Genomic DNA, 23,070 nt, shown 5'->3' with positions numbered 1-23,070 from the left:
AGCGCACATTATACAGGTTAATTTAAACGAAGCTTCAACAAAGATGTCTGTAGCGTATTCCAGTGGGTTTTCGCTTTGTTAATCATTTCGATGCGGCTATCCGGGGGCTTACACTGACTGATTTTTTGTTAAAAAATCCTCACCCTGGCGATTGATGCTGACAGTGCCTATCGGGGTAGGCATTACACGCTTTATACATGTCATCGGTGCCAGCCTGACTCAGTTCAACAGGCCGCCATGGTTGAAATGGTTTCTTCATCAAATACCCATCCGCAGGAATAGTAGCCCTGTTCCTCATTGAGCGAGCGATGCCGGCGACAGTGATGCCTCAGCGGAAGCGCTGCCAGTCTTAATGGTGGCCGGGCAGGATGGTTGTGCCCATCCTCCAGAGGGCGGAGATTTTCACCGGGTCGGTCAGGTAGCGTAGTATCTGGTTTGCCAAAACGCGTGGTTATCACTGGCCGTTGGAATCTGTCGCTGTCCTGCCATGACCGCAACGCCTGCCGTGTATTCTCATCCCAGCGGTCTTCTTTGTTGGCCATGATAACGTCGGTATCAGCAAGCTGCTCGCGGAAATTTTTATTTTCCAACAGATGCCTCATGCAGCTGTTGGGGATCGGGCAGAGATAAAAAGGCATTCAGCGTCAGCCAGGGATGGTAAACATCGGCCGAGAGCATTGACAGGATCTGTTTTGGATGGCCCAGGCCGGTTGGTTCTGTCAGCAGCCGGTCCGGCTGGTTTTGCTTCAATAACATATTCAACTCAACCTGCATCGGCAGACCGTTGACACAGCGTATACAGCTGCCTGGGATCTCTTTCAGTATGGCCCCGCTTTCGGCCAGCAAAGCACCATCAACGCCCACTTCTTTGAACTCGTTCACCAGCACCGCCACGGGTTTACTGGCCAGTAAATGCAGCAGTGTTGAGCTCTTTCCGCTGCCAGGAAAACCGGTAATCAAATTCACTTTAGTCACTTTTAGCTCCTCATGCTTCAGCCTGTCCGGCAACGGGAACGATTGCTTAAGGGCCAGCTAAAACTTTACTAACAGGGCGCGATTAGAAAGTTGCTACTACGTTAATAAGAGGATAATCAAGTAATGAGGTTACTATGAACGTTACAAAACTGGCGATAGCAGCTGTTATATTCACGTCATGGGCAAATCATGCCCTGGCGGCAGGAAGCAACACTGGCGTGATATATTTTGAAGGGACCATCGTTGAACCCCTGTGTGACGTGGAAGTTGAACAAAATCAGTTCAGCTCATCCTGTTATCGTGAAGGGCGCAACCAGGTAACCCACTCGGCAATCAGCGATGAGCAGGCCATCCCTGCCAATATAGGTCAAACGGAAATACGCTGGTTAGACAGTGAGCATAAACAGGGCGTGGTGACCGTCAGCTACAATTAATTGTCGTTCGGGGACGGTAAGAGAGCCAAACCGGTCACACCGTAAGCTGACCGGTTTTTTGTGCAAATTACTCCGCGCGGCCCATGTAGCGGCGTTCCGGGATGTGAATACGGATTTTATCGCCGCTGCTGAGATATTCCGGCACCTGGATCACCAGACCGGTGCTCATGGTGGCAGGTTTAGTTCGTGCGCTGGCGGAGGCCCCTTTAATGCCGGGGGTGGTTTCGACAATTTCCATATCCAGCGTCTGTGGCAACTCAAGCGCCAGAATCTGTCCCTCCATTGTCAGCACCTGAATACCGGGAATACCGCCTTCAGGAATGAACAGCAGCTCCTCTTCAATCTGTTCTTTTTTAAACAGATAAGGGGTGAAATCCTCATCATCCATAAAGACGTATTCGTCACCGTCAATATAAGAAAAACTCACCTGGCGTCTGCTCAGGGAGATGGTTTCCAGAATGTCGTCACCTTTAAAACGCTCCTCGACTTTCAGACCGGAACGGATATCGGTAAAACGCATTTTATAGAGGGTGGATGCGCCGCGCGCACTGGGGCTTTGCACATCAATATCTTTTACTAACAGCAGCTTACCGTTATGGCTGACGGCCATTCCTTTTTTAATTTCGTTAGCTCTTGGCATGGTGAGTTCTCACTGAACGGGCGATGAAAAACAGTCGCGTCAACTTACTCCGGCTGGAGGATTCAGGCAAGGATTGCGCGAGGCATTCGCCGGGAAATAAACCTCGCGGTGCCGTAAAAAATGATCGTAACAGGGATAGTATTCTTACCGGACGGCTGCTATTGTCGCGCCAAAACTCACAGGGGAAAAAAATGGAGTGTCGTTCTGCGTGCGGAGCCTGCTGTACCGCCCCTTCAGTTTCAACACCTATCCCCGGAATGCCAGAGGGCAAACCGGCCAATACCCCCTGCATTCAGCTTGATGAACAGCAGCGCTGCAAAATATTCACCTCCCCCCTGCGCCCTGCGGTATGCGCTGGTCTGAAGCCCAACCCGGAAATGTGCTGTACCAGCCGTGAAGAAGCAATGATCTGGTTACTGGATCTGGAAAGGCGTACCGCACCCGGCTAACCGGCCTGTCAGCACGTCAGCAAAACGACGTTTTTAGCGCCTTTCTCACCGGTGCAAATATAAAACGGCCTGAGCTGGTCAGGAATACTCTATACTTTGTCAGCATTTATTCAGCTACTGCTGTATCTGATACGGCGTATTTTTCTGAAAAGTGCGAATGAAATGTGCGTCGCTTCAAAAATCTGCTACGTCGTTGAAGGTAAAACTTGCCACATTCCTGCCAACACACCAGACTCATTGAAACGTTTCAGCGATGTCTGTTCAGTTAATTCAAACACAGATTTCGCTTTTTTTCTCAAATTAGCTGAAACGATTCAATTTCAGCAGCGAGGAGAACTATGTTCCAGCTTGAACTGTCCGCAATCCATCCCGGTGCCAGCGCCGGAGATAAAGAAGATGCTATACGTCAGGTTGCCGCCGCGTTGACCGCAGCTGGTAACGTGGGTGAAGGATATGTTAACGGCATGCTGGCCCGTGAACAGCAAACCACAACCTATCTTGGCAACGGCATTGCCATCCCACATGGCACCACGGACACCCGCTCACTGGTGTTAAACACTGGCGTTCAGGTGTATCAGTTCCCGCAGGGCATCAACTGGGGCGACGATCAAACCGCCTATGTGGTGATTGGCATTGCTGCGAAGTCAGATGAACATCTCGCACTGCTGCGCCAGCTGACTCACGTACTGAGCGATGACAGCGTGGCTGAACAGCTAAAAAGTACCGACTCCGCAGAGACGTTACGCAGCCTGCTAATGGGCGAGAAGCAGGGCAGCGAGTTTAAATTTGACACCTCACTGATTGCCACCGACGTGGCCGCCAGCGATCTCATCACCCTGCAGGCGCTTAACGCGGGACGTTTACAGCAGGCGGGAGCCGTTGATGCCAGTTTTGTCAGTAAAGTGGTATCAAATCGGCCGCTGAATCTGGGGCAGGGTATCTGGCTGAGTGACAGCACCGAAGGTAATCTCACCAGCGCTGTGGCAATCAGCCGGAGCGCCACGCCGTTTGAGGTGGAAGGCGAGAAAGCGGCATTACTGATTACGGTAGCCGTCACCGACGATCAGCCCCTGAGCGTTCTCAACTACCTGAGCAGTCTGCTCTGTACACAAAAAGCCGATCGTCTGCTCACAGCTGACGCTGCGGGGATCCTGGCATTACTGACCAGCGAATTTACCGAACAGGCAGACGTGCTGAGCGAAGAATTCACCATCCGCAACGAGCATGGTCTTCATGCCCGTCCGGGAACGGCGCTGGTCAGCGTCATTAAACAGTTCAACGCAGAAATTACCGTCACCAACCTTGATGGTAGCGGTAAACCTGCCAATGGCCGCAGCCTGATGAAAGTTGTGGCGCTGGGCGTGAAGAAAGGACATCGCCTGCGCTTTACCGCCAGCGGTGAAGATGCGCGTGCCGCGCTGGATGCCATTGGCGAAGCCATAGCCGCTGGCCTGGGCGAGGGGGCGGCATGAGCAGGCGTGTCGCAACCATTACGCTGAATCCGGCCTATGACCTGGTAGGTTACACCCCGGAAATAGAACGTGGTGAAGTGAATCTGGTAAAAACAACCGGTTTACATGCCGCAGGGAAAGGGATCAACGTTGCCAGGGTGCTGAAAGATCTTGGTATCGACGTCACCGTAGGGGGATTCCTCGGTAAAGAGAATCAGGATGGTTTTCAGCATCTGTTCAGCGATCTCGGTATTGCCAACCGTTTTCAGGTGGTGGAAGGCCGTACGCGTATCAACGTCAAACTGACAGAGAAGGATGGCGAAGTCACCGATCTCAACTTTTCCGGCTTTACAGTCACACCGCAGGACTGGGAACGCTTTAGCGCTGATTCCCTGAGCTGGCTGGGCCAGTTCGATATGGTGTGCGTGAGCGGCAGCCTGCCGGAAGGCGTTGATGCAGATGACTTTACCCGCTGGATGAGCGCGTTGCGTACTCAGTGTCCGTGCATTATTTTTGACAGCAGCCGTGAGGCGCTGGTGGCTGGTCTGAAAGCCGCGCCGTGGCTGGTAAAGCCTAACCGCCGCGAGCTGGAAATCTGGGCTGGTCGTAAACTACCGACTTTGCAGGATGTGATTGAAGCCGCTCATTTACTGCGTGAACAGGGAATTGCCCATGTGGTGATCTCGCTGGGAGCAGAAGGTGCGCTGTGGGTGAACGCTTCAGGTGAATGGATCGCCAAACCACCAGCTTGTGAAGTGGTGAGCACCGTTGGTGCCGGGGACTCAATGGTTGGTGGCCTGGTTTATGGCTTACTGATGCGCGAGTCCAGCGAGCACACACTGCGTCTTGCAACCGCTGTGGCAGCAATGGCCGTCAGCCAGAGCAACGTAGGCGTTACCGACCGTACCCAGTTGGCCGCGATGATGGCGCGTGTCGACCTCCAACCTTTTAACTGACAGCAGGAGAGCATAATGAAAACGCTGCTGATAATTGATTCTTCGCTGGGGCTGGCAACAGGCTATCTGGCAAAAAATATCACCACCGCTGCGGCAGCCAGTAAAGGGCTGACGCTGACGGAAAACCTGGCCGAGGCTGACCAGATTATCGTTGCCGGGAAACACATCCCGACCGACAGCAAACTGGACGGGAAAGCCATCTATCTGGCGGATATTGAACAGCTGCTGCGTCAGCCGGAAGCAGTACTGGAGCAGGCGCAGACTGGCGCAACAACCTGGCACGCACCGGCGCCTTCTGCGGCTGCACTTGTAACTGCAACAGGTAATGGTCCAAAACGCATAGTCGCGGTCACCGCCTGTCCTACCGGTGTGGCTCACACCTTTATGGCGGCAGAAGCGATTGACGCCGAAGCGAAAAAACGCGGCTGGTGGGTCAAAGTGGAAACCCGTGGATCGGTGGGTGCGGGCAATGCCATCACCGCGGAAGAAGTGGCGGCAGCCGATCTGGTGATCGTGGCGGCGGATATTGACGTTGACCTGGCTAAATTCGCCGGCAAACCAATGTATCGTACCTCCACCAGTCTGGCGCTGAAAAAAACCGTGCAGGAGCTGGATAAAGCGGTTGCCGAAGCGAGACCTTATCAACCTAAAGGCGGCAGTCAGCCTGCTGGCGCAACGGATGAGAAGAAAGAGAAAGCCGGTGCGTACCGTCATCTGCTGACGGGGGTTTCCTATATGCTGCCGATGGTGGTGGCGGGGGGGTTGAGCATTGCGCTTTCATTCGCCTTTGGCATCACCGCGTTTAAAGAACCGGGTACGCTGGCGGCGGCACTTATGCAGATTGGTGGCGGAAGCGCTTTTGCGCTGATGGTACCGGTACTGGCCGGGTTTATTGCTTTCTCAATTGCCGATCGTCCGGGCCTGACGCCGGGTTTGATTGGCGGGATGATTGCCACCAGTATCAATGCCGGCTTCCTGGGTGGGATCATCGCTGGTTTCATTGCCGGTTATGCGGCAAAACTGATCAGCTCGAAAGTTAAGCTGCCGCAAAGTATGGAAGCGCTAAAACCCATTCTGATTATTCCGCTGTTGGCCAGTTTGATAACCGGTCTGCTGATGATCTACGTGGTGGGTACGCCCGTGGCCAAAATCATGGCGGGCCTCACGCACTGGCTGGCTAACATGGGGACGGCCAACGCGGTTCTGCTGGGTGCTATCCTTGGCGGTATGATGTGTACCGACATGGGCGGTCCGGTGAACAAAGTGGCTTACGCTTTCGGCGTTGGCTTGCTGAGTTCGCAGACTTATGCACCGATGGCTGCCATCATGGCGGCGGGGATGGTACCGCCGCTGGCGATGGGTCTGGCAACGTTGGTCGCCCGCAAAAAGTTCAACAAAGGTCAGCAGGAAGGTGGCAAAGCAGCGCTGGTGCTGGGGCTGTGCTTCATCTCTGAGGGCGCTATCCCCTTCGCTGCCCGCGATCCGATGCGTGTGCTGCCGTGCTGCATTATCGGTGGCGCCCTGACCGGTGCAATCTCCATGGCCATCGGCGCCAAACTGATGGCACCGCATGGTGGTCTGTTCGTGCTGTTGATCCCAGGTGCCATCACGCCGGTACTGGGCTACCTGATGGCAATCGTGGCGGGTACGGTCGTGGCTGGTCTGGCTTATGCCGTGCTGAAACGCCCGGAAGCTGAACTGGCAAAAGCGTAAACATCACTGCGATTAACGTCAGCAGGGCAGATGCAGGGAAGGGTAGATTATCCACGCCGTTCTCAGCATCTGCCCTTTCTTCTGTCCTTAGCCGAAACGCCATTCAACAGTTGCTGCAAAGATTGCAGGGAAGATAATCCCGGCGTCGACACCGATATGGCGGTTAAAGTTGTACTGTATTCCATTGTAAAGGTACGGCGAGAAGCCGACGCCGGTGGCTTTCTTAAACGCATGATAAGAACCGCGATCGCCACAGTGACTGAATGATTTAAAAAAGAATTCGCCGGTATAGCCATAAACGCCCTTAAAAACCCAGCCATTATCCCAGTCTGCCCAGTCTCTTCTCACCGCCAGTGACAGACAGCGATCGTCAAAGCTGTTTTTTAGCGTGCCAACCAGTCCGCTGTATTTTGACGTTTCAGAGAATTTGCGCTCCACCGAGACGAATTGGTTATTAAAATTTTCATTGTACTGTCCTTTATTACCGGTCAGATGGTAGACGAACGAACCGGTGTTAAAAGAGTACAAATGCAACGAGCTTGCCTGGCTTGTCGTTGAGACAGCACAGACAAGCCAATATAAAGCCCTGCCTGATTTTTTAAGCACGAGTAAAATCTCTTAATCAGCTGGAATGAGGTCAATAAACATCAGGGCTGATAATAGAGAGCAACGTATCAACCGGTAATAAACCGTTGTTTTGTGGGGAGGTTGATTTGGTGAATAATAAGGCTGATTTATGCTGTTCTTAAAATGGCAGGCGAAAACCTGACCTTGTTCAGAAAGGGTTATCGGGTTGATTAAGCGAAGAAATACCGTAAACAGAACGGGCGAAGCCGACAACGATAATAGGCCCGCTGGCAGAAAAGATATCGGGCGCGGCCTGGAATAAATCGCCGCGCGGTTTAACTCTGGTTAACGTTGCTCTGCCTTCAGCCAGGCTATCTCGTCTTTCCAGATATCCGGGTTGATGGTTTCCAGGATCATCGGAATACCGTCAAAGCGGCTGTCTTTCATCAGCCAGCTGAACGCCGTTTTGCCGATGTTACCCTCTCCCAGACTGTGGTGACGGTCAACCCGGCTGGCGAAATCGCTTTTGGCATCGTTAAGATGCATCCCACGCAGATAGTTAAAGCCAACGATGCGGTCGAATTCTGCAAAGGTTTCCACGCAGGCTTCTTCGCTACGCAGATCATAACCTCCGGCAAAAGCGTGGCAGGTATCAATACAGACGCCAACGCGGGATTTATCTTCCACACCTTCAATGATCGCCGCCAGATGTTCAAAGCGGAAACCCAGATTGCTGCCCTGACCGGCGGTATTTTCAATCACGGCGGTAACGCCGGTGGTTTTTTCCAGCGCGATATTGACAGACTCAGCGATCCGTTGCAGACAGGCGTCTTCGTCAATCTGATGCAGATGGCTACCGGGGTGAAAATTCAGCAGCGAAAGACCCAGCTGCTCGCAACGGCGCATTTCATCAATAAAAGCGTCGCGCGATTTCTCCAGCGCTTCCTCCACCGGGTGACCAAGATTAATCAGATAGCTGTCGTGGGGCAGAATTTGACCGGCATCGTAGTGATATTTTTCACAGGCCGCGCGAAAAGCGGCAATCACGTCATCAGTTAGCGGAGCCGCGCGCCACTGGCGCTGGTTCTTGGTGAAAAGTGCAAAAGCTGTCGCTTCCAGTTCATGGGCGCGAAGCACCGCCTGGTCCACGCCGCCGGCAGCACTGACGTGGGCACCAATAAATTTCATGCCGTTTCTCCTGTTGGGGGTATCTGAACACGCTAACGGGCAATGATAACCGGTCGGCGGGAAATCATGCCATTAAATGTTGTACGGCAAGGTTAATTGCTCCACCTCCGGCGATCAGCCAGACAAACAACAGTAACCCCAGCAGTAATGGCTTCAGCCCGGCCTGCTTCAGCGCGCTGAAGCGTGTGGTCAGGCCCAACGCCGCCATCGCCATCGCCAGCAACAGATTATCCAGCTGATTCAGGTTCACGATGATGCGCTGTGGCAACAGATGCATAGAGTTAAACAGCGCCACGGCGATAAACATCAGGGCGAACCACGGAAAAGTAATGCTATCCGGGGATCTGCCGATGACGGCTGTGCTGTTTCTCAGTCGGGCACTGAGCAACAGCAGAAAAGGTGCCAGCATCATTACCCGCAGCATTTTGGCAATCACGGCTGCATTTTCGGTTTCCGGGCTGACGGCGTGCCCGGCGGCGACAACCTGAGCCACTTCATGCAGCGTGGAGCCGGTGAAAATACCCCACGCTGTGCCGGTCATGGTGGGGATAGTGGCGCTGGCCCATTGCCAGAGCAGGGGATAGATAAAAATGCCCAGCGTGCCGAACAGCACCACGGTGGCAACAGCAACCGTCACTTTTGATGCTTCAGCCCGGACAACCGGCCCGGTGGCCATGATGGCGGCGGCACCACAGATGCTGCTGCCGGCACCAATCAGCCAGCAGGTTTGCCGGTCAAGGCCAAACACACGCCGTCCCAAACCGCAGGCCAGCAGAAATGTGGAACTGAGCGTCAGAACATCAATCAACACACCACTGATGCCAACGCCAGCAATTTGCTGCACGGTCAGACGCAAGCCGTACAGGATAATACCGAGACGCAACAGGCGTTGTTTCGCCAGCATTACACCGGGATCGCAACGTTCAGCACAGCGCGCATAAACCGTGTTGCCTGCCAGCATACCGGCGATAATGGCAAGGGTTAATGCTCCCAGACCCAGCGCGGCTACCGCAGGCTGGTTACCGAGCCAGATAGCGACCGTGGCCAGTAACAATGAGAGTAAAAGGCCCGTCACATGGCGTAAGGGGTGGGGCTGGGAATGCGTCAATGTCAGGTCGGCCATCACAATACTCCTGTTGAGAGCGGACAGCATGAACCCGGCTGGCTTAAAAGAGAAATTGATTATATATTTATAATTAACCAGAATAAATGATATGGCTGCGATGATGGCGTAAGGAGGAGTGATGCATATTACATTGAGACAACTTGACGTATTCCGGGAAGTACTTAAAAGCGGCTCCACTACCCAGGCGGCGTTGCTGCTGTCTCTTTCGCAGTCGGCGGTTAGCGCGGCCCTGGCGGATCTTGAACATCAGCTGGGGGTGCAGCTGTTTGATCGCGTCGGCAAACGACTGGTGGTCAACGAACACGGCCGACTGCTCTATCCGCGCGCGGTGGCATTGTTGGAGCAGGCAACGGAAATTGAGCTGTTGTTTCGTGAGGACAAGGGGGCCCTGCGCATCTCTGCCAGCAGCACCATTGGTAACTATATGCTACCGGGAATGATAGCCCGCTGGCGGCGGGATTACCCGGATCTGCCGCTGGAGCTGAGCGTGGGTAACAGCCAGGATGTTATTAACGCCGTGGCCGATTTTCGCGCCGATATTGGCCTGATCGAAGGGCCATGTCATATGAGTGATTTGATCAGTGAGTCGTGGTTGGAGGATGAACTGGTGGTGTTTGCCGCGCCCGACGCACCTGTTTTGCACGGTCCTGTAACGCTGGAAAGCCTGGCCAGTGCCCCGTGGATCCTGCGTGAACAAGGCTCAGGTACGCGTGAGATCGTGGATTATCTGTTGCTCTCGCATCTGCCGTCATTTCGTCTGGCACTGGAATTGGGTAACTCTGAAGCGATAAAACACGCCGTCCGCCATGGCATGGGGATCAGTTGCCTGTCAAGGCGGGTAGTTGCGGAACAATTACAAAGCGGGATACTGCGGGAAGTGGCGCTGCCAGTGCCGCCACTGCAACGCACGCTGTATCGGATCCATCATCGTCAGAAGCACCTTTCCAGACCGTTGTTACGGTTCCTGAGCTACTGCAATGAAACGGTAATATGCTGATTGGCATGTACTTTATGCGGTAAATTGCATTCGGGCTAATAATTTTACCATCATTATTAAGCTGTCTTATAAAAAGGGCCTTAACACTGTCGCTGGTGGAAGAGTTTGCTACAATCGCGCCTCATTTCAGCCAGGGTGCAGCATTTCAAGATGGTTAAAGACAAAATAACAACACAACAACCTGGGTTACGTCGGGTATTGAAAACGCGTCATCTGACGATGATTGCTATTGGTGGTTCTATTGGAACCGGTCTGTTTGTGGCATCCGGGGCGACCATATCCCAGGCGGGGCCGGGTGGTGCGCTGCTCTCATACGCGCTGATCGGTTTGATGGTTTATTTTCTGATGACCAGTCTTGGGGAACTGGCGGCGTTTATGCCGGTATCCGGTTCTTTTTCCACCTATGGCTCGCGTTATGTGGAAGAAGGCTTTGGCTTTGCGCTTGGCTGGAACTACTGGTACAACTGGGCGGTGACGATTGCCGTGGACCTGGTGGCATCACAGCTGGTCATGACGTACTGGTTCCCGGATACGCCAGGCTGGATCTGGAGTGCCATCTTCCTCGGCGTACTTTTCCTGCTTAACTACCTGTCAGTGAAGGGATTTGGCGAGGCTGAATACTGGTTTTCCCTTATCAAAGTGGTCACCGTGATTATTTTTATCCTGGTGGGCGTGCTGATGATCGGTGGCATCCTGCGAGGCAGCGAGCCGGTGGCGGGCTGGGCCAACTGGCAGATTGGTGACGCGCCATTTGCCGGTGGCTTCTCGGCGATGATTGGTGTGGCAATGATCGTGGGCTTCTCTTTTCAGGGAACGGAACTGATTGGCATTGCAGCGGGAGAGTCTGAGGATCCGGCAAAAAACATTCCGCGCTCGGTACGGCAGGTATTCTGGCGCATTCTGTTGTTTTACGTGCTGGCGATCCTCGTTATCAGCCTGATCATTCCTTACACCGCGCCGGAGCTGTTGCGCAACGATGTGAAAGACATCAGCGTCAGTCCGTTTACGCTGGTATTCAAACATGCCGGTCTGCTCTCTGCGGCAGCGGTGATGAATGCGGTGATCCTGACCTCCGTCCTCTCTGCCGGAAACTCAGGCATGTATGCCTGTACCCGCATGTTATTCACTCTGGCGCGTGAGGGCAAAGCGCCGAAGCTGTTTGGCACTCTCTCGGCGGGCGGCGTGCCGCGTAATGCACTTATCGCCACCACGCTGGTGGCCGCGCTCTGTTTTCTCACTTCACTGTTTGGTAATCAGTCAGTCTACCTGTGGCTGCTGAACACCTCTGGCATGACCGGTTTTATTGCCTGGCTGGGGATTGCCATCAGTCACTATCGTTTTCGCCGTGGTTATCTGGCACAGGGATTTGATCTGGCAGCATTGCCGTACCGCTCGCGTTTTTTCCCCCTGGGACCGGTATTCGCTTTTGTTCTGTGTCTGGTTATCACCCTTGGTCAGAACTATCAGGCGTTTCTGGCCGACAGAATAGACTGGTACGCAGTTGCCGCTACCTACATCGGCATCCCGCTGTTTCTGGTGATTTGGTTTGGCTACAAACTGGTGAAGAAGACCCGTTTTATCAAATACAGCGAAATGACCTTTCCTGACTTTAAAGGCTAGCGGTATCGCCTGATGCTATTTTTGTTAATTCATTGTTTAAATAAAGGCGCGTTCTTTGCGCCTTTATCGCTACCAAATGAAACAGTTGCCTGCAAAGATTATTGATAACTATTATCATTTCCTTTAATGTTACCGCCGTGTTTTTTTTCCCCCTGTCAGGTGTAAAAATGAGTGTAACCCACGATCCCGCACATCATGGTGCCGGGCGTCAGAATGACGGTGTGATGAGCCGTTACCAGCGGGTATTGCGTCATCGTATGATAATGATGAGCGTGCTGTTGATTGCCATTCTCGCGTCGCTGTTGCTCGATTTCACGCTTGGCCCTTCTGGTTTGTCTTTATCCACGCTGTGGCAGACACTGCTGTCGCCGGAAAGTGTGGATGCCGGTACGCGGGTGATCGTCTGGGATATTCGTCTGCCTTACGCGCTGATGGCGGTGGTGGTGGGGCTGTCGCTGGGCCTCGCGGGTGCAGAGATGCAAACCATCCTTAATAACCCACTGGCCAGCCCCTTTACTTTGGGTGTTTCCTCTGCGGCGGCATTTGGTGCGGCGCTGGCGATTGTGCTTGGCATCGGCATTCCCGGCATTCCCGACCAGTGGTTTATCTCGGCGAATGCCTTTATCTTTGCCCTGTTTGCTGCCCTGATGCTGGATGGCGTTACGCGCTGGACCCGTATTGCCAGCGCGGGTGTGGTGCTGTTTGGTATTGCGCTGGTCTTTACCTTTAACGCGCTGGTTTCAATGCTGCAGTTTATTGCCAGCGAAGATACGCTACAGGGACTGGTGTTCTGGACTATGGGCAGTCTGGCACGCGCGTCATGGCAGAAGCTGGGCGTACTGACAGCGGCGTTTGCGGTGCTGGTACCGTTGTCAATGATGAGCGCCTGGAAACTGACGGCGCTGCGTCTTGGCGAAGATCGTGCGGTCAGTTTTGGTATTGATGTGCGTCGTCTGCGGCTGGCCACGCTATTACGTATCAGTATCCTCTCCGCGTTGGCCGTGGCTTTTGTCGGGCCTATCGGTTTTATCGGGCTGGTGGCCCCGCATATCGCCCGTCTGATATTTGGTGAAGATCATCGTTTTTATCTGCCAGCCAGCGCGCTGACCGGTGCGCTGGTGCTTTCGCTGGCCTCGGTGGTGTCCAAAAACCTGATACCGGGAGTGATTATCCCGGTCGGCATCGTGACGTCACTGGTTGGCGTGCCGTTCTTCCTGAGTATTATTTTACGCCACCGGGGGAATGTCTGATGGATGGCCTGAAAATTAGCGGCTTTTATGCCGGATATCCCAAATGCCAGATCATCAGCAACCTTAATGTGCCGCTGCTGCCAAGGGGAAAAATTACCGTCCTGCTGGGGCCAAACGGCTGTGGCAAATCAACGCTGCTGCGTTCACTGGCCGGGCTTAATCGTGCACAGGGGCAACTGTGGCTGAACGGTAGCGAGCTGATAGCGTTGCCGTTTGCCCGCCGGGCAGAGAAGGTGGTTTATCTGCCGCAGTCGCTGCCTGCCGGTGTGCACCTGCACGTCCTCGAATCGATAATTGTGGCGCAGCGCGCGTCGGGTGGACGCCACAGCCAGGCCAGCAAAACAGAGGTGATGGAGCTGCTTGAAAGGTTGGGAATTGCTCATCTGGCAATGAGCTATCTTGACCAACTGTCTGGCGGTCAGAAACAGTTGGTGGGGCTGGCACAGTCGCTGATCCGTCGCCCGGAGCTGTTATTGCTTGATGAACCACTCAGCGCCCTGGATCTGAATTACCAGTTCCACGTCATGGATCTGGTCCGTCGGGAAACCCGTAGCCGTAACATTGTTACCATTGTGGTGGTGCATGATATCAATATTGCCCTGCGCCACGGTGAGCATGTATTAATGTTGCAGAAAGGTGAATTAATTGCCGACGGTTTGCCACAGGAGGTTATTACTCCCGAGAGCCTGGCAAAAGTTTATGGTGTCAGGGGGCGGATAGAACGCTGTTCTCAGGGCGTGCCGCAGGTGCTGATTGATGGGCTGGTTGCGCAACCAGAGTGCTGAGTAACGCCAGGCGACGCCCTTCGCCTGGCATATCGGTTATCTCTATGGGCCGGTAAGACCCTGTTTTGCTGGCGTCGTTGCGAACAGGTGTCCGGCATGAAAGCGCAGATGATCCTCCACAAAGCTGGCGATAAAAAAGTAGCTGTGATCGTAACCCGGCTGGATGCGCACGGTTAACGGCCAGTCTTTTTCCGCGGCAATAGCTTCGAGCCGTTCCGGGCGCAGTTGATCGGCAAGAAACTGATCGCTGTCTCCCTGATCGATAAGCATCGGGATCCGTGCCGAACTCTGCTGCATCAGCCAGCAACTGTCGTACTGATACCAGCTGCTACTCTCCTCGCCCAGATAGGCGCGAAATGCCTTTTGCCCCCACAGCACCTCTGTGGGGTTGACAATGGGGGCAAAGGCGGAGACTGAAGTGAATCTCTGTGGATTACGCAGCGCCAGCATAAGGGCACCGTGACCGCCCATTGAATGTCCCATCATCGCCTGACGATCGCTGACGTGGAAATTTCCGGCGATAAGCGCGGGCAGTTCCTCATGCAGATAATCGTACATGCGATAATGTGTTTTCCACGGGAGCCGGGTAGCGTTGAGATAGAATCCCGCACCCTGACCCAGGTCATAGCCATCATCATCCGCCACGCCTTCTCCACGCGGGCTGGTGTCTGGCATCACCAGTACCAGCCCAAGCTCGGCCGCGATGCGTTGCGCACCGGATTTAGTTGGGAAATTTTCATCGTTACAGGTCAGTCCTGCGAGGCACCATACCACTGGCGGTGGCGTTTCCCCTTTAGGGCCAGGCAGAAAAATACTGAAGGTCATGGTACAGTTAAGTGCGGCTGACTGGTGCCGGTAACGCTGTTGCCAGCCGCCGAACAGACGATGTTCTTCCAGAAGCTCCAGAGTGGCTACCATCAATCCTCCTGCTTATTTGTTGTAATGCACCACGGTGCGGATTGATTCGCCTTTATGCATCAATTCAAAGGCCTGGTTAATCTCTTCCAGCGGCAGGGTGTGGGTGATGAAATCGTCCAGCCTGAACTCGCCGTCAAGATAGCGCTGTACGATATCCGGCAGCTGTGAGCGACCCTTGACGCCACCAAACGCCGAACCTCGCCAGACACGGCCGGTCACCAGCTGGAACGGACGGGTGGCAATCTCTTCACCGGCTCCGGCCACGCCGATAATTACCGATTCCCCCCAGCCTTTATGGCAGCATTCAAGCGCGGAGCGCATCACATTGACGTTGCCGATACATTCAAAAGAGAAGTCCACGCCGCCATCGGTCATCTCGACTATCACTTCCTGAATCGGTTTGTCGTAATCCTGCGGGTTGATCAGGTCGGTTGCGCCGAGCTTTGTCGCCAGATCGAACTTACTGGTATTAAGATCGATGCCGATAATACGGCCCGCTTTCGCCATTTTCGCGCCAATAATGGCCGACAGGCCAATCCCACCCAGGCCAAAAATCGCCACGGTATCGCCTTCTTTCACTTTTGCGGTATTCATCACCGCCCCCATGCCGGTGGTCACGCCGCAGCCGAGCAGACAGACTTCTTCCAGCGGTGCTTCTTTACTGATTTTGGCCAGGGAGATTTCCGGCACCACCGTGAATTCAGAGAAGGTGGAAGTACCCATATAATGGAAAATGGGCTGGCCATCTTTGAAGAAGCGGGTGGTGCCATCCGGCATCAGGCCTTTACCCTGCGTGGCGCGTATGGCCTGACAGAGATTGGTTTTGCCGGACAGACAGAATTTACACTTGCCGCATTCCGGCGTGTAAAGCGGAATCACATGGTCACCAACCGCCACGCTGGTCACGCCTTCGCCTAACGCTTCAACGATGCCACCGCCTTCGTGCCCCAGGATCGCCGGGAACACGCCTTCAGGATCTTTTCCTGAGAGGGTGTAAGCATCGGTATGGCAAACGCCGGTGGCGACGATGCGCACCAGCACTTCGCCCTTTTGCGGTGGCATCAGATCAACTTCTTCAATTTTCAGTGGTTCACCGGCAGCCCAGGCAACGGCGGCGCGCGTTTTTATCATTTGCATGTAGGTTTCCTTTAAGTATCAACCGGTAAGGTCGTCTGTGGTGCAAAGAGGGCAGAGCATTATCCCAAACGCCACCAGCGATGGTGCTGAAAACATCGGGACCAGCCAGAATCTGCCATTCTTAGCCAGCCAGGCAACGACAGTTTTGCCCGGTTATTAAAAAATCAGTGTAATAAGTATGGACGATTTTTTCAGCCCGTCGGGATTTCACCTGACGGGGAGGCGCCATCCATCAGGTCAATAATCATATATTTCAGTGCCTTAATATTCGGCGTAAAGGCATCGCGACGCCAGACGAGGTAAGTGGTGGTGCAGGCGATCGCTTCCGGTAAAGTATGACGACGGACCTGGCCTGCGGCTGGCAGTTGCGCCAGCACCGATTCCGGTAACAGCGCCAGACCGCCGCCACTGGCAACGCAGGCCAGCATAGCGTGATACGACTGGATTGCCATAAAAGTGCCGGGCTGCACGCCCTCGTTGTGGAACCAGTTTTCAAAACGCGAACGATAAGAACAACCTGGCCCGAAAGCAAACAACGTTTTGCCGGCGGCATCTTTGGGATGATAAACAGGCCGATGATCCAGGCTGGAAATCAGGATCATTTGTTCAGTAAAAGCCAGACAACTGTTCAGTTCGTTGAAAAGTATGGGGCCACTGGCCAGGGCGGCAGAGAGCGTACCGGCGCGGACTCGCTCAATGATTTCAGCGGAGGTGCCGGTCAGGAGCGAAAGCGCAACGGTGGGGTAGCGCTGATGATAAGCTGACAGCAGCATCGGCAGGCGGGCGGCAGCGGTGCTCTCCATTGAACCCAGCGCAAAGTTGCCGCCGGGTTCGCCATTGTGCGTCATATTCATCGCCTCCTCGCTAAGTGCCAGGATGCGTTTGGCGTAGCCGAGAAAATTGTGTCCCACGGGCGACAGTCGCAGACGCTGTTTCTCACGGATAAACAGATCCATTCCCAATTCATGTTCAAGCTGACGCAGGCGTGTGGTCAGGTTGGATGGTACGCGATGCAATAATTCTGCCGCGCGAGCCAGCGATCCTGTTTCAGCTACGGTACAGAACATTTTTAATTGGGTCAGATCCATTATTCTCTTATTGTAAGTAACTTTGTTTCTGTTATTCACTTTTCGTGAGTTTAACCTTGAGGCAGCATATTGGCAACACTCAGATTGTGGTACCCGGCGCGTTGCGCCAGACAAAATGGAGAAGTCAGTATGGCTGTTCGTGTGGCGCTCAGCGCATTTCTTTCGCTGGTGGTGATAATGGGAATTGGCCGCTTTGCATTTACACCCCAGGTTCCGCTGATGATCGGTGAACACCAGCTTTCACTGACCAGCACGGCGGTGGTGGCTGCTCTGAACTACTTAGGCTATCTCTTTGGTGCCTATGACGCGATGCGGGCTACCCGACATGTTGAACTGCGGCTGCTGGCGGGTATTGCTGGCGCGGTGGTGCTGACCTTATTGTCTGCCTGCGTTTCTGTTGCATGGCTGCACGGTGTGATTCGCTTTCTTGCAGGCTGGTCCAGCGGCTGGGGGCTGGTGTTAATTGCGGCCTGGAGCGGAGAAAAACTGCATATTTTGGGGCGTCCGGACATGAGTGCCGCGGTATTTGCCGGGCCTGGCGTCGGGATATTGCTTTGTGGGCTGCTGGCATGGATTTTACATATTCACGGCGCGAGTGCCGCCACGGCATGGTTTATCTATGGCCTGTTGGCACTGTTTTTGTTGTTACCGGTGGCTCGCTATTTGCCGCGTAAAGGTGAACTGCACCGGCCAGCGATGACGGCAGAACCGCTGATGATCACCGGCAGTTTGAAAAGGCTGGTCTGGAGCTACAGTCTGGCCGGGTTCGGTTACATACTGCCGGCCACGTTCCTGTCACAGCTGGCCATATCACGTTTTCCTCACAGCGAGCTTGCCCTTCTTGCCTGGCCACTGTTTGGTGGGGCTTCAGTGGCAGGCATTGTGCTGGGCATTGCCACCCGTCATACTGGCCGCGCCAGCCAGCGGCTGGCAATTACCCTCTGGCTTCAGGCGCTGGGAATCGTTTGTGCCGATCGGTTAACCGGTATCAGTGGGCTGGTGCTGGGGGCGATACTGATCGGCGGCGGTTTTCTTAATGTGGTGCAGCTTTCCCTCTTCCGCGCCCGCGAACTGGCACCGCAGCATGCCCGCTATATGGCCGGCCTGCTGACCACCGGCTATGCCATTGGGCAGCTTCTGGGGCCGCTTTTTTCGGCGCTGTCCACCGCGCTGAGCCACCAACTGGAACCTGCGTTATATCTGGCGGGAGCGGGGCTGTTACTGGCGGGGGTGCTGGCCTGGTGGCGTGATGCCGGCGCTGAATGAGGCCGTTTCATGCCACGGATAACTGATTAACTGGATTAACGGCGCGTTGTGTACCAGAATACCGCCTCAGAATTGAGAGCGGCTCTGTTGCGGGCCGCAGTAAACCCTGCCGGAGAAGAAACAGTCATGGCGACGTTAAGTCAGGAAGCCACACTTGTTCACGACGCGCTGCTTGCCCGTGGACTGGAAACCCCACTGCGCGCACCTGTGCGTGAAATGGATGACGAAAGCCGAAAAAATCTGATTGCCGGTCATATGACCGAGATTATGCAACTGCTGAATCTCGATCTGGAAGATGACAGCCTGGCTGAAACGCCGCACCGTATCGCCAAAATGTACGTTAATGAGATCTTTTCAGGGCTGAATTACGCTAATTTCCCCAAAATCACCCTGATTGAAAATAAAATGAAGGTGGATGAGATGGTGACGGTGCGAGACATTACCCTCACCAGCACCTGTGAGCACCATTTTGTGATGATCGACGGTAAAGCCACCGTGGCCTATATTCCGAAAGATAAAGTCATTGGCCTGTCAAAGATCAACCGCATCGTGCAGTTTTTTTCCTCACGTCCACAGGTGCAGGAACGCCTGACCCAGCAGGTGCTGGTGGCACTTCAGACGCTGCTGGGCACTAATAATGTGGCCGTTTCCATTGATGCGGTGCACTACTGCGTGAAAGCGCGCGGTATCCGTGATGCGACCAGTGCCACCACCACCACCTCACTGGGCGGGCTGTTTAAGTCCAGCCAGAATACCCGGCAGGAATTCCTGCGTGCCGTCCGTCACGGCTGACAGTCAGCATGCCACGGATCCCCACGCTGGACTTTATCCGGGGTCTTGCCATTCTGGGGATCCTGCTGCTGAATATTGTTGCCTTTGGGTTGCCCCGCGCCGCCTATCTTAACCCCGCCTGGCATGGGCTGCCTCACTGGCAGGATGCGTTAAGTTGGGCGGCAGTGGATCTCTTTGCCCAGATCAAATTTCTCTCGCTTTTTGCCCTGCTGTTTGGTGCCGGTTTACAGATGTTGCTGCCGAACGGCAAACGCTGGTTACAGGCGCGCCTGAGTTGGCTGGTACTGTTTGGCTTTCTCCACGGCGTTTTTTTCTGGGATGGCGATATTCTTCTGGACTACGGCCTGATTGGGCTGGTGGTCTGGCGAATGATCCGGGATGTCGGCTCCCCCCGCCAGTTGTTCAGTACCGGCGTTCTGCTGTATATGGTTGGCAGCGTGCTGCTGATCGTACTGGGTATGGCGGCAGGGGGACAGGCGAACGACTCATGGCTGCCGGGCTTTGCCGAAGTACAGTACGAAACGTTCTGGAAAACCCACGGTGGCTGGGAAGCGATGCGCAATCGTCTGGATATGCTTTCTTCCGGCCTGCTGTCGTTGGGGGTACAGTACGGCTGGCAACTGGCCGGGCTGATGATGATGGGGGCAGCACTGATGCAATGCGGCTGGCTGCGAGGGAGCTGGAGTCAGGTCCATTACCGCCGCTGTGCACTGATGCTGATTGGTAGCGCATGGCTTATTCAGATCCCGGCGATTTATCTGCAATGGATAAGCGGTTGGGATTTCCGCTGGGCGGCCTTTTACTTGCAGGTGCCGCGTGAGCTGGGCGCACCGTTGCAGGGCGCGGGCTATGCCGCGTTATGTTTTGGTTACTGGCCTGTGCTCTCCCGTCTGAAAATGACCTTTGCTATTTCCTGCGTTGGCCGTATGGCGCTGAGCAACTATCTGTTGCAGACGGCTTTATCTACCACGCTGTTTAACCGACTGGGCTGGTTTAATCAGCTGGACCGCTGGCAGTTACTGCTGCTGGTGCCGCTGGTGTGGTTGTGCAACATCCTGTTCTCGCTCTGCTGGCTGCGTTATTTCCGTCGCGGACCGGTGGAATGGCTGTGGCACAAACTGACCCTGCTAACTGGCGGTCCGCCGCCGGAAAAAAACGCCTGAAGGAGACAATTGTCACAAATGTTGCGTAATTGTATGTAACCGTTTTCATTGCTGTGACGCGATTCACGTAGTCCGTTGCCGACGCCTGTCAGAATGCTTGCCTCAGACTTTAGGTCAGGAACGGCTATGCAGACTTTCTCTTCGGTTAAACAACCATGATTACCATCCGTGATGTGGCCCGTGAGGCTGGCGTGTCGGTGGCAACGGTGTCGCGCGTGCTGAACAACAGCAACGCGGTCACCGCTGAAACCCGCGACAGGGTGCTGGGTATCGTTGACGCGTTGGGCTACCGGCCCAATGCCAATGCGCAGGCGCTGGCTTCACAGGTCAGCGACACCATCGGTGTGGTGGTGATGGATGTCTCGGACCCTTTTTTTGGTGCGCTGGTTAAAGCGGTTGATACCGTTGCCCAGCGGATGCAAAAACACGTCCTGATTAACAACTCCTATCATCAGGCTGACAAAGAGCGGCACGCCATCGAAGTGCTGATCCGTCAGCGCTGTAACGCACTGGTGGTTCATGCCAAAGCCCTGGGTGATGCAGAGCTGGCTTCATTAATGGACCAGGTACCAGGCATGGTGTTGATTAATCGGCTGTTGCCTGGCTACGCCCATCGCTGTGTTTGTCTGGATAATATCAGCGGGGCGCTGATGGCCACGCGCATGTTGCAGCAACAGGGCCACCAGCGCATTGGCTATCTTGGATCCTGTCATCCGATCGAGGATGTGGAACAGCGCCGGACAGGCTGGCAGCAGGCGCTTAGCGAGCAAGGTATTACGCCGCCTGAAAGCTGGATTGCCAATGCTGAACCGGATTTGCAGGGCGGAGAGGCGGCAATGGTAGAGCTGCTTGGGCGCAATCTGCATCTCACGGCGGTGTTTGCCTACAACGACAGCATGGCCGCCGGTGCGCTGGTGGCGCTGAAAGATAATGGTATTGCGGTGCCGCAGCATCTCTCCGTCGTGGGTTTTGATGATATTCCCATGTCGCGCTATACCGATCCGCAACTGAGCACGGTGCGCTATCCTGTTATTTCAATGGCCAAACTTGCCACCGAGCTGGCCCTGAAAGGTGCCGAGGGGCGTCTGGATACCAGTGATGAACACTGCTTTATGCCGACGCTGGTTCGTCGTCATTCTGTGTCCTCAGCCTAAAGTGTGGTACCGGTCACTAACCTGAGCGATTGTGCCATGTAACCGTTTTCAATTTGTGAGTAAATTCACAGTTAATTAACATTGCCTTCCTTATGATGGCCAGCAGTTAGCAGGATTGAAACATCATGTAACGCGGTTTAGCCCTTTGGGGCTGAGGATTTCAGCCGCCGTGAAACAGTTAATTACACAGCATTCTGGACAGCGGTAAAGCACAGGGACGTCGGGTTTTGTTTTACAAATAATCGGCTTTGCGTAACGTTTTCTCAACCTGAGCGCCACGCCGGATTTCAGCGCCTTACCTTGCAAGGTGAGACGCAGAGTATGACCCTACAAAAAACCGGAGATACCATGAATAAGAAGGCTTTCACGCTTACTGCTCTTGTCGCCAGCATGATGTGCGCTGCCACCGTTCACGCAGCGGATACCCGCATCGGTGTGACCATCTATAAATACGATGACAACTTTATGTCCGTCGTGCGCAAAGACATTGAGAAAGAAGCAAAAAACAGCCCTGATGTTAAGCTGCTGATGAATGACTCGCAGAACAGCCAGTCAACGCAGAATGACCAGGTAGATGTAATGGTAGCAAAAGGCGTGAAAGCGTTGGCGATCAACCTGGTTGACCCGGCGGCCGCTGCGGTGGTGATCAGCAAGGCAAAAGCCAATGATATCCCGGTGGTGTTTTTCAACAAAGAGCCGACGGCCAAAGCGCTGGCCAGTTATGACAAAGCTTACTACGTTGGCACCGACTCTAAAGAGTCCGGTGTGAAGCAGGGCGAGCTGATTGAAAAACACTGGAAAGCGAATTCTGGTTGGGATCTGAACAAAGATGGCGTGATCCAGTTCGTGCTGCTGAAAGGTGAGCCGGGCCATCCCGATGCTGAAGCCCGTACCAAATATGTCATTGATACCCTGAACAAAGACGGCGTGAAAACCCAGCAGCTGCATCTGGATACCGCCATGTGGGACACGGCTCAGGCAAAAGACAAGATGGATGCGTGGTTGTCGGGTCCGAACGGTAACAAAATTGAGGTGGTTATTGCCAACAATGATGCAATGGCAATGGGGGCGGTTGAAGCGCTGAAGGCGCACAACAAATCTTCTGTGCCGGTGTTTGGTGTCGATGCTCTGCCAGAAGCGCTGGCGCTGGTGAAATCTGGCGCGATGGCCGGTACGGTGCTGAACGATGCCCAGAATCAGGCGAAAGCGACCTTTGATATGGCGAAAAACCTTGCTGCTGGCAAACCGGCTACCGACGGTACCAACTATAAACTTGAAGGAAAAGTGGTGCGCGTCGCCTATGTACCGGTTGATAAAGATAACCTGGCACAGATCGCGAAATAAAGCTGTTACGGGCATGGGCGCGGTGGGCCGCGCCCTTTTCCGGTTTTCCGGGGTAGC

At 54.3% G+C, this 23,070-nt stretch carries 21 protein-coding genes and 1 pseudogene; 14 read left to right on the top strand and 8 right to left on the bottom strand.

From position 1 onward, the window contains the following. Positions 1–17 precede the first annotated feature (17 nt). Positions 18–975 (bottom strand): annotated as a pseudogene (locus tag EB241_RS00625) (CobW family GTP-binding protein). Positions 976–1,109: 134 nt separating this feature from the next. Between EB241_RS00625 and EB241_RS00620 the strand changes: the two are divergent. After that, positions 1,110–1,409, top strand: a complete 300-nt coding sequence (locus tag EB241_RS00620; RefSeq protein WP_124231306.1) for a fimbrial protein — start codon at positions 1,110–1,112, stop codon at positions 1,407–1,409. 67 nt (positions 1,410–1,476) lie between these two features. On the opposite strand, the gene yeiP is transcribed toward EB241_RS00620, so the two are convergent. Beyond that, positions 1,477–2,049, bottom strand: coding sequence for an elongation factor P-like protein YeiP (gene yeiP, locus EB241_RS00615; protein ID WP_124231305.1), 573 nt, complete (start codon positions 2,047–2,049; stop codon positions 1,477–1,479). A gap of 191 nt (positions 2,050–2,240) precedes the next feature. Here yeiP and EB241_RS00610 point away from each other — a divergent pair, with 191 nt between their 5' ends. From EB241_RS00610 to fruA, 4 genes are all read left to right on the top strand, one after another. After that, a complete protein-coding gene (locus EB241_RS00610; protein WP_124231304.1) occupies positions 2,241–2,498 on the top strand; it encodes a YkgJ family cysteine cluster protein in 258 nt (85 codons plus the stop codon). Between the two features lie 338 nt (positions 2,499–2,836). Then, entirely contained in the window at positions 2,837–3,970 is a 1,134-nt protein-coding gene (fruB, locus tag EB241_RS00605) for a fused PTS fructose transporter subunit IIA/HPr protein (protein ID WP_124231303.1), read from the top strand. Then, positions 3,967–4,905: a 1-phosphofructokinase gene (gene fruK / locus EB241_RS00600; protein ID WP_124231302.1), complete on the top strand. Its 939-nt coding sequence runs from the start codon at positions 3,967–3,969 to the stop codon at positions 4,903–4,905. The genes fruB and fruK overlap by 4 nt, the downstream gene beginning before the upstream one ends. Before the next feature lie 15 nt (positions 4,906–4,920). Then, positions 4,921–6,618, top strand: coding sequence for a PTS fructose transporter subunit IIBC (fruA, locus tag EB241_RS00595; RefSeq protein ID WP_124231301.1), 1,698 nt, complete (start codon positions 4,921–4,923; stop codon positions 6,616–6,618). Between the two features lie 87 nt (positions 6,619–6,705). Here fruA and EB241_RS00590 read toward each other — a convergent pair whose 3' ends face one another. From EB241_RS00590 to EB241_RS00580, 3 genes are all read right to left on the bottom strand, one after another. Further along, entirely contained in the window at positions 6,706–7,224 is a 519-nt protein-coding gene (locus tag EB241_RS00590) for a hypothetical protein (RefSeq protein WP_124231300.1), read from the bottom strand. A 306-nt stretch (positions 7,225–7,530) separates the two neighbouring features. Further along, a complete protein-coding gene (gene nfo, locus EB241_RS00585) occupies positions 7,531–8,373 on the bottom strand; it encodes a deoxyribonuclease IV (RefSeq protein WP_124231299.1) in 843 nt (280 codons plus the stop codon). A 64-nt stretch (positions 8,374–8,437) separates the two neighbouring features. Next, complete coding sequence (locus EB241_RS00580) at positions 8,438–9,496, bottom strand: YeiH family putative sulfate export transporter (protein WP_124231298.1); 1,059 nt, start codon at positions 9,494–9,496, stop codon at positions 8,438–8,440. Between the two features lie 121 nt (positions 9,497–9,617). Here EB241_RS00580 and yieE point away from each other — a divergent pair, with 121 nt between their 5' ends. The 4 genes from yieE to EB241_RS00560 all read left to right on the top strand — a co-directional run bounded on the left by yieE (position 9,618) and on the right by EB241_RS00560 (position 14,151). Beyond that, positions 9,618–10,496 carry a DNA-binding transcriptional regulator YeiE gene (gene yieE / locus EB241_RS00575; RefSeq protein ID WP_124231297.1) on the top strand — a complete coding sequence of 293 codons (879 nt, stop codon included), beginning with the start codon at positions 9,618–9,620 and terminating at the stop codon, positions 10,494–10,496. A 150-nt stretch (positions 10,497–10,646) separates the two neighbouring features. Beyond that, positions 10,647–12,116 carry an amino acid permease gene (locus EB241_RS00570; RefSeq protein ID WP_124231296.1) on the top strand — a complete coding sequence of 490 codons (1,470 nt, stop codon included), beginning with the start codon at positions 10,647–10,649 and terminating at the stop codon, positions 12,114–12,116. A gap of 167 nt (positions 12,117–12,283) precedes the next feature. After that, a complete protein-coding gene (locus tag EB241_RS00565; protein ID WP_124231295.1) occupies positions 12,284–13,366 on the top strand; it encodes a FecCD family ABC transporter permease in 1,083 nt (360 codons plus the stop codon). Then, entirely contained in the window at positions 13,366–14,151 is a 786-nt protein-coding gene (locus EB241_RS00560; RefSeq protein ID WP_407644245.1) for an ABC transporter ATP-binding protein, read from the top strand. The genes EB241_RS00565 and EB241_RS00560 overlap by 1 nt, the downstream gene beginning before the upstream one ends. Positions 14,152–14,193: 42 nt before the next feature. Here EB241_RS00560 and fghA read toward each other — a convergent pair whose 3' ends face one another. From fghA to ptrR, 3 genes are all read right to left on the bottom strand, one after another. Continuing rightward, positions 14,194–15,069: an S-formylglutathione hydrolase gene (gene fghA, locus EB241_RS00555; RefSeq protein WP_124231293.1), complete on the bottom strand. Its 876-nt coding sequence runs from the start codon at positions 15,067–15,069 to the stop codon at positions 14,194–14,196. A gap of 12 nt (positions 15,070–15,081) precedes the next feature. Then, positions 15,082–16,206 carry an S-(hydroxymethyl)glutathione dehydrogenase/class III alcohol dehydrogenase gene (locus EB241_RS00550; RefSeq protein ID WP_124231292.1) on the bottom strand — a complete coding sequence of 375 codons (1,125 nt, stop codon included), beginning with the start codon at positions 16,204–16,206 and terminating at the stop codon, positions 15,082–15,084. 191 nt (positions 16,207–16,397) lie between these two features. Then, positions 16,398–17,294: a putrescine utilization regulator PtrR gene (gene ptrR / locus EB241_RS00545; RefSeq protein ID WP_124231291.1), complete on the bottom strand. Its 897-nt coding sequence runs from the start codon at positions 17,292–17,294 to the stop codon at positions 16,398–16,400. Between the two features lie 129 nt (positions 17,295–17,423). Between ptrR and EB241_RS00540 the strand changes: the two genes are divergently transcribed. From EB241_RS00540 to mglB, 5 genes are all read left to right on the top strand, one after another. Further along, positions 17,424–18,560 (top strand): YbfB/YjiJ family MFS transporter, encoded by a 1,137-nt coding sequence (locus EB241_RS00540; RefSeq protein WP_124231290.1) that lies wholly within the window; start codon positions 17,424–17,426, stop codon positions 18,558–18,560. A gap of 126 nt (positions 18,561–18,686) precedes the next feature. Continuing rightward, positions 18,687–19,352 carry a GTP cyclohydrolase I FolE gene (gene folE, locus EB241_RS00535; RefSeq protein WP_124231289.1) on the top strand — a complete coding sequence of 222 codons (666 nt, stop codon included), beginning with the start codon at positions 18,687–18,689 and terminating at the stop codon, positions 19,350–19,352. Positions 19,353–19,360: 8 nt separating this feature from the next. Next, entirely contained in the window at positions 19,361–20,515 is a 1,155-nt protein-coding gene (gene yeiB / locus EB241_RS00530; RefSeq protein WP_124231288.1) for a DUF418 domain-containing protein YeiB, read from the top strand. Positions 20,516–20,670: 155 nt separating this feature from the next. Further along, positions 20,671–21,669 (top strand): HTH-type transcriptional regulator GalS, encoded by a 999-nt coding sequence (galS, locus tag EB241_RS00525; protein WP_124231287.1) that lies wholly within the window; start codon positions 20,671–20,673, stop codon positions 21,667–21,669. Between the two features lie 348 nt (positions 21,670–22,017). Then, positions 22,018–23,013, top strand: coding sequence for a galactose/glucose ABC transporter substrate-binding protein MglB (gene mglB / locus EB241_RS00520; protein ID WP_124231286.1), 996 nt, complete (start codon positions 22,018–22,020; stop codon positions 23,011–23,013). Positions 23,014–23,070: the final 57 nt, after the last annotated feature.

Origin of the sequence: Erwinia psidii, from assembly GCF_003846135.1 — a bacterium.
GTDB lineage: Bacteria > Pseudomonadota > Gammaproteobacteria > Enterobacterales > Enterobacteriaceae > Erwinia > Erwinia psidii.
This window is presented reverse-complemented; position numbering and strand designations above follow the sequence as displayed.

Coding starts and splice junctions, on each gene's coding strand:
- EB241_RS00620 (WP_124231306.1), top strand. CDS start 1,110: ATGAACGTTACAAAACTGGCGATAGCAGCTGTTATATTCACGTCATGG.
- yeiP (WP_124231305.1), bottom strand. CDS start 2,049: ATGCCAAGAGCTAACGAAATTAAAAAAGGAATGGCCGTCAGCCATAAC.
- EB241_RS00610 (WP_124231304.1), top strand. CDS start 2,241: ATGGAGTGTCGTTCTGCGTGCGGAGCCTGCTGTACCGCCCCTTCAGTT.
- fruB (WP_124231303.1), top strand. CDS start 2,837: ATGTTCCAGCTTGAACTGTCCGCAATCCATCCCGGTGCCAGCGCCGGA.
- fruK (WP_124231302.1), top strand. CDS start 3,967: ATGAGCAGGCGTGTCGCAACCATTACGCTGAATCCGGCCTATGACCTG.
- fruA (WP_124231301.1), top strand. CDS start 4,921: ATGAAAACGCTGCTGATAATTGATTCTTCGCTGGGGCTGGCAACAGGC.
- nfo (WP_124231299.1), bottom strand. CDS start 8,373: ATGAAATTTATTGGTGCCCACGTCAGTGCTGCCGGCGGCGTGGACCAG.
- EB241_RS00580 (WP_124231298.1), bottom strand. CDS start 9,496: ATGGCCGACCTGACATTGACGCATTCCCAGCCCCACCCCTTACGCCAT.
- yieE (WP_124231297.1), top strand. CDS start 9,618: ATGCATATTACATTGAGACAACTTGACGTATTCCGGGAAGTACTTAAA.
- EB241_RS00570 (WP_124231296.1), top strand. CDS start 10,647: ATGGTTAAAGACAAAATAACAACACAACAACCTGGGTTACGTCGGGTA.
- EB241_RS00565 (WP_124231295.1), top strand. CDS start 12,284: ATGAGTGTAACCCACGATCCCGCACATCATGGTGCCGGGCGTCAGAAT.
- EB241_RS00560 (WP_407644245.1), top strand. CDS start 13,366: ATGGATGGCCTGAAAATTAGCGGCTTTTATGCCGGATATCCCAAATGC.
- fghA (WP_124231293.1), bottom strand. CDS start 15,069: ATGGTAGCCACTCTGGAGCTTCTGGAAGAACATCGTCTGTTCGGCGGC.
- EB241_RS00550 (WP_124231292.1), bottom strand. CDS start 16,206: ATGCAAATGATAAAAACGCGCGCCGCCGTTGCCTGGGCTGCCGGTGAA.
- ptrR (WP_124231291.1), bottom strand. CDS start 17,294: ATGGATCTGACCCAATTAAAAATGTTCTGTACCGTAGCTGAAACAGGA.
- EB241_RS00540 (WP_124231290.1), top strand. CDS start 17,424: ATGGCTGTTCGTGTGGCGCTCAGCGCATTTCTTTCGCTGGTGGTGATA.
- folE (WP_124231289.1), top strand. CDS start 18,687: ATGGCGACGTTAAGTCAGGAAGCCACACTTGTTCACGACGCGCTGCTT.
- yeiB (WP_124231288.1), top strand. CDS start 19,361: ATGCCACGGATCCCCACGCTGGACTTTATCCGGGGTCTTGCCATTCTG.
- galS (WP_124231287.1), top strand. CDS start 20,671: ATGATTACCATCCGTGATGTGGCCCGTGAGGCTGGCGTGTCGGTGGCA.
- mglB (WP_124231286.1), top strand. CDS start 22,018: ATGAATAAGAAGGCTTTCACGCTTACTGCTCTTGTCGCCAGCATGATG.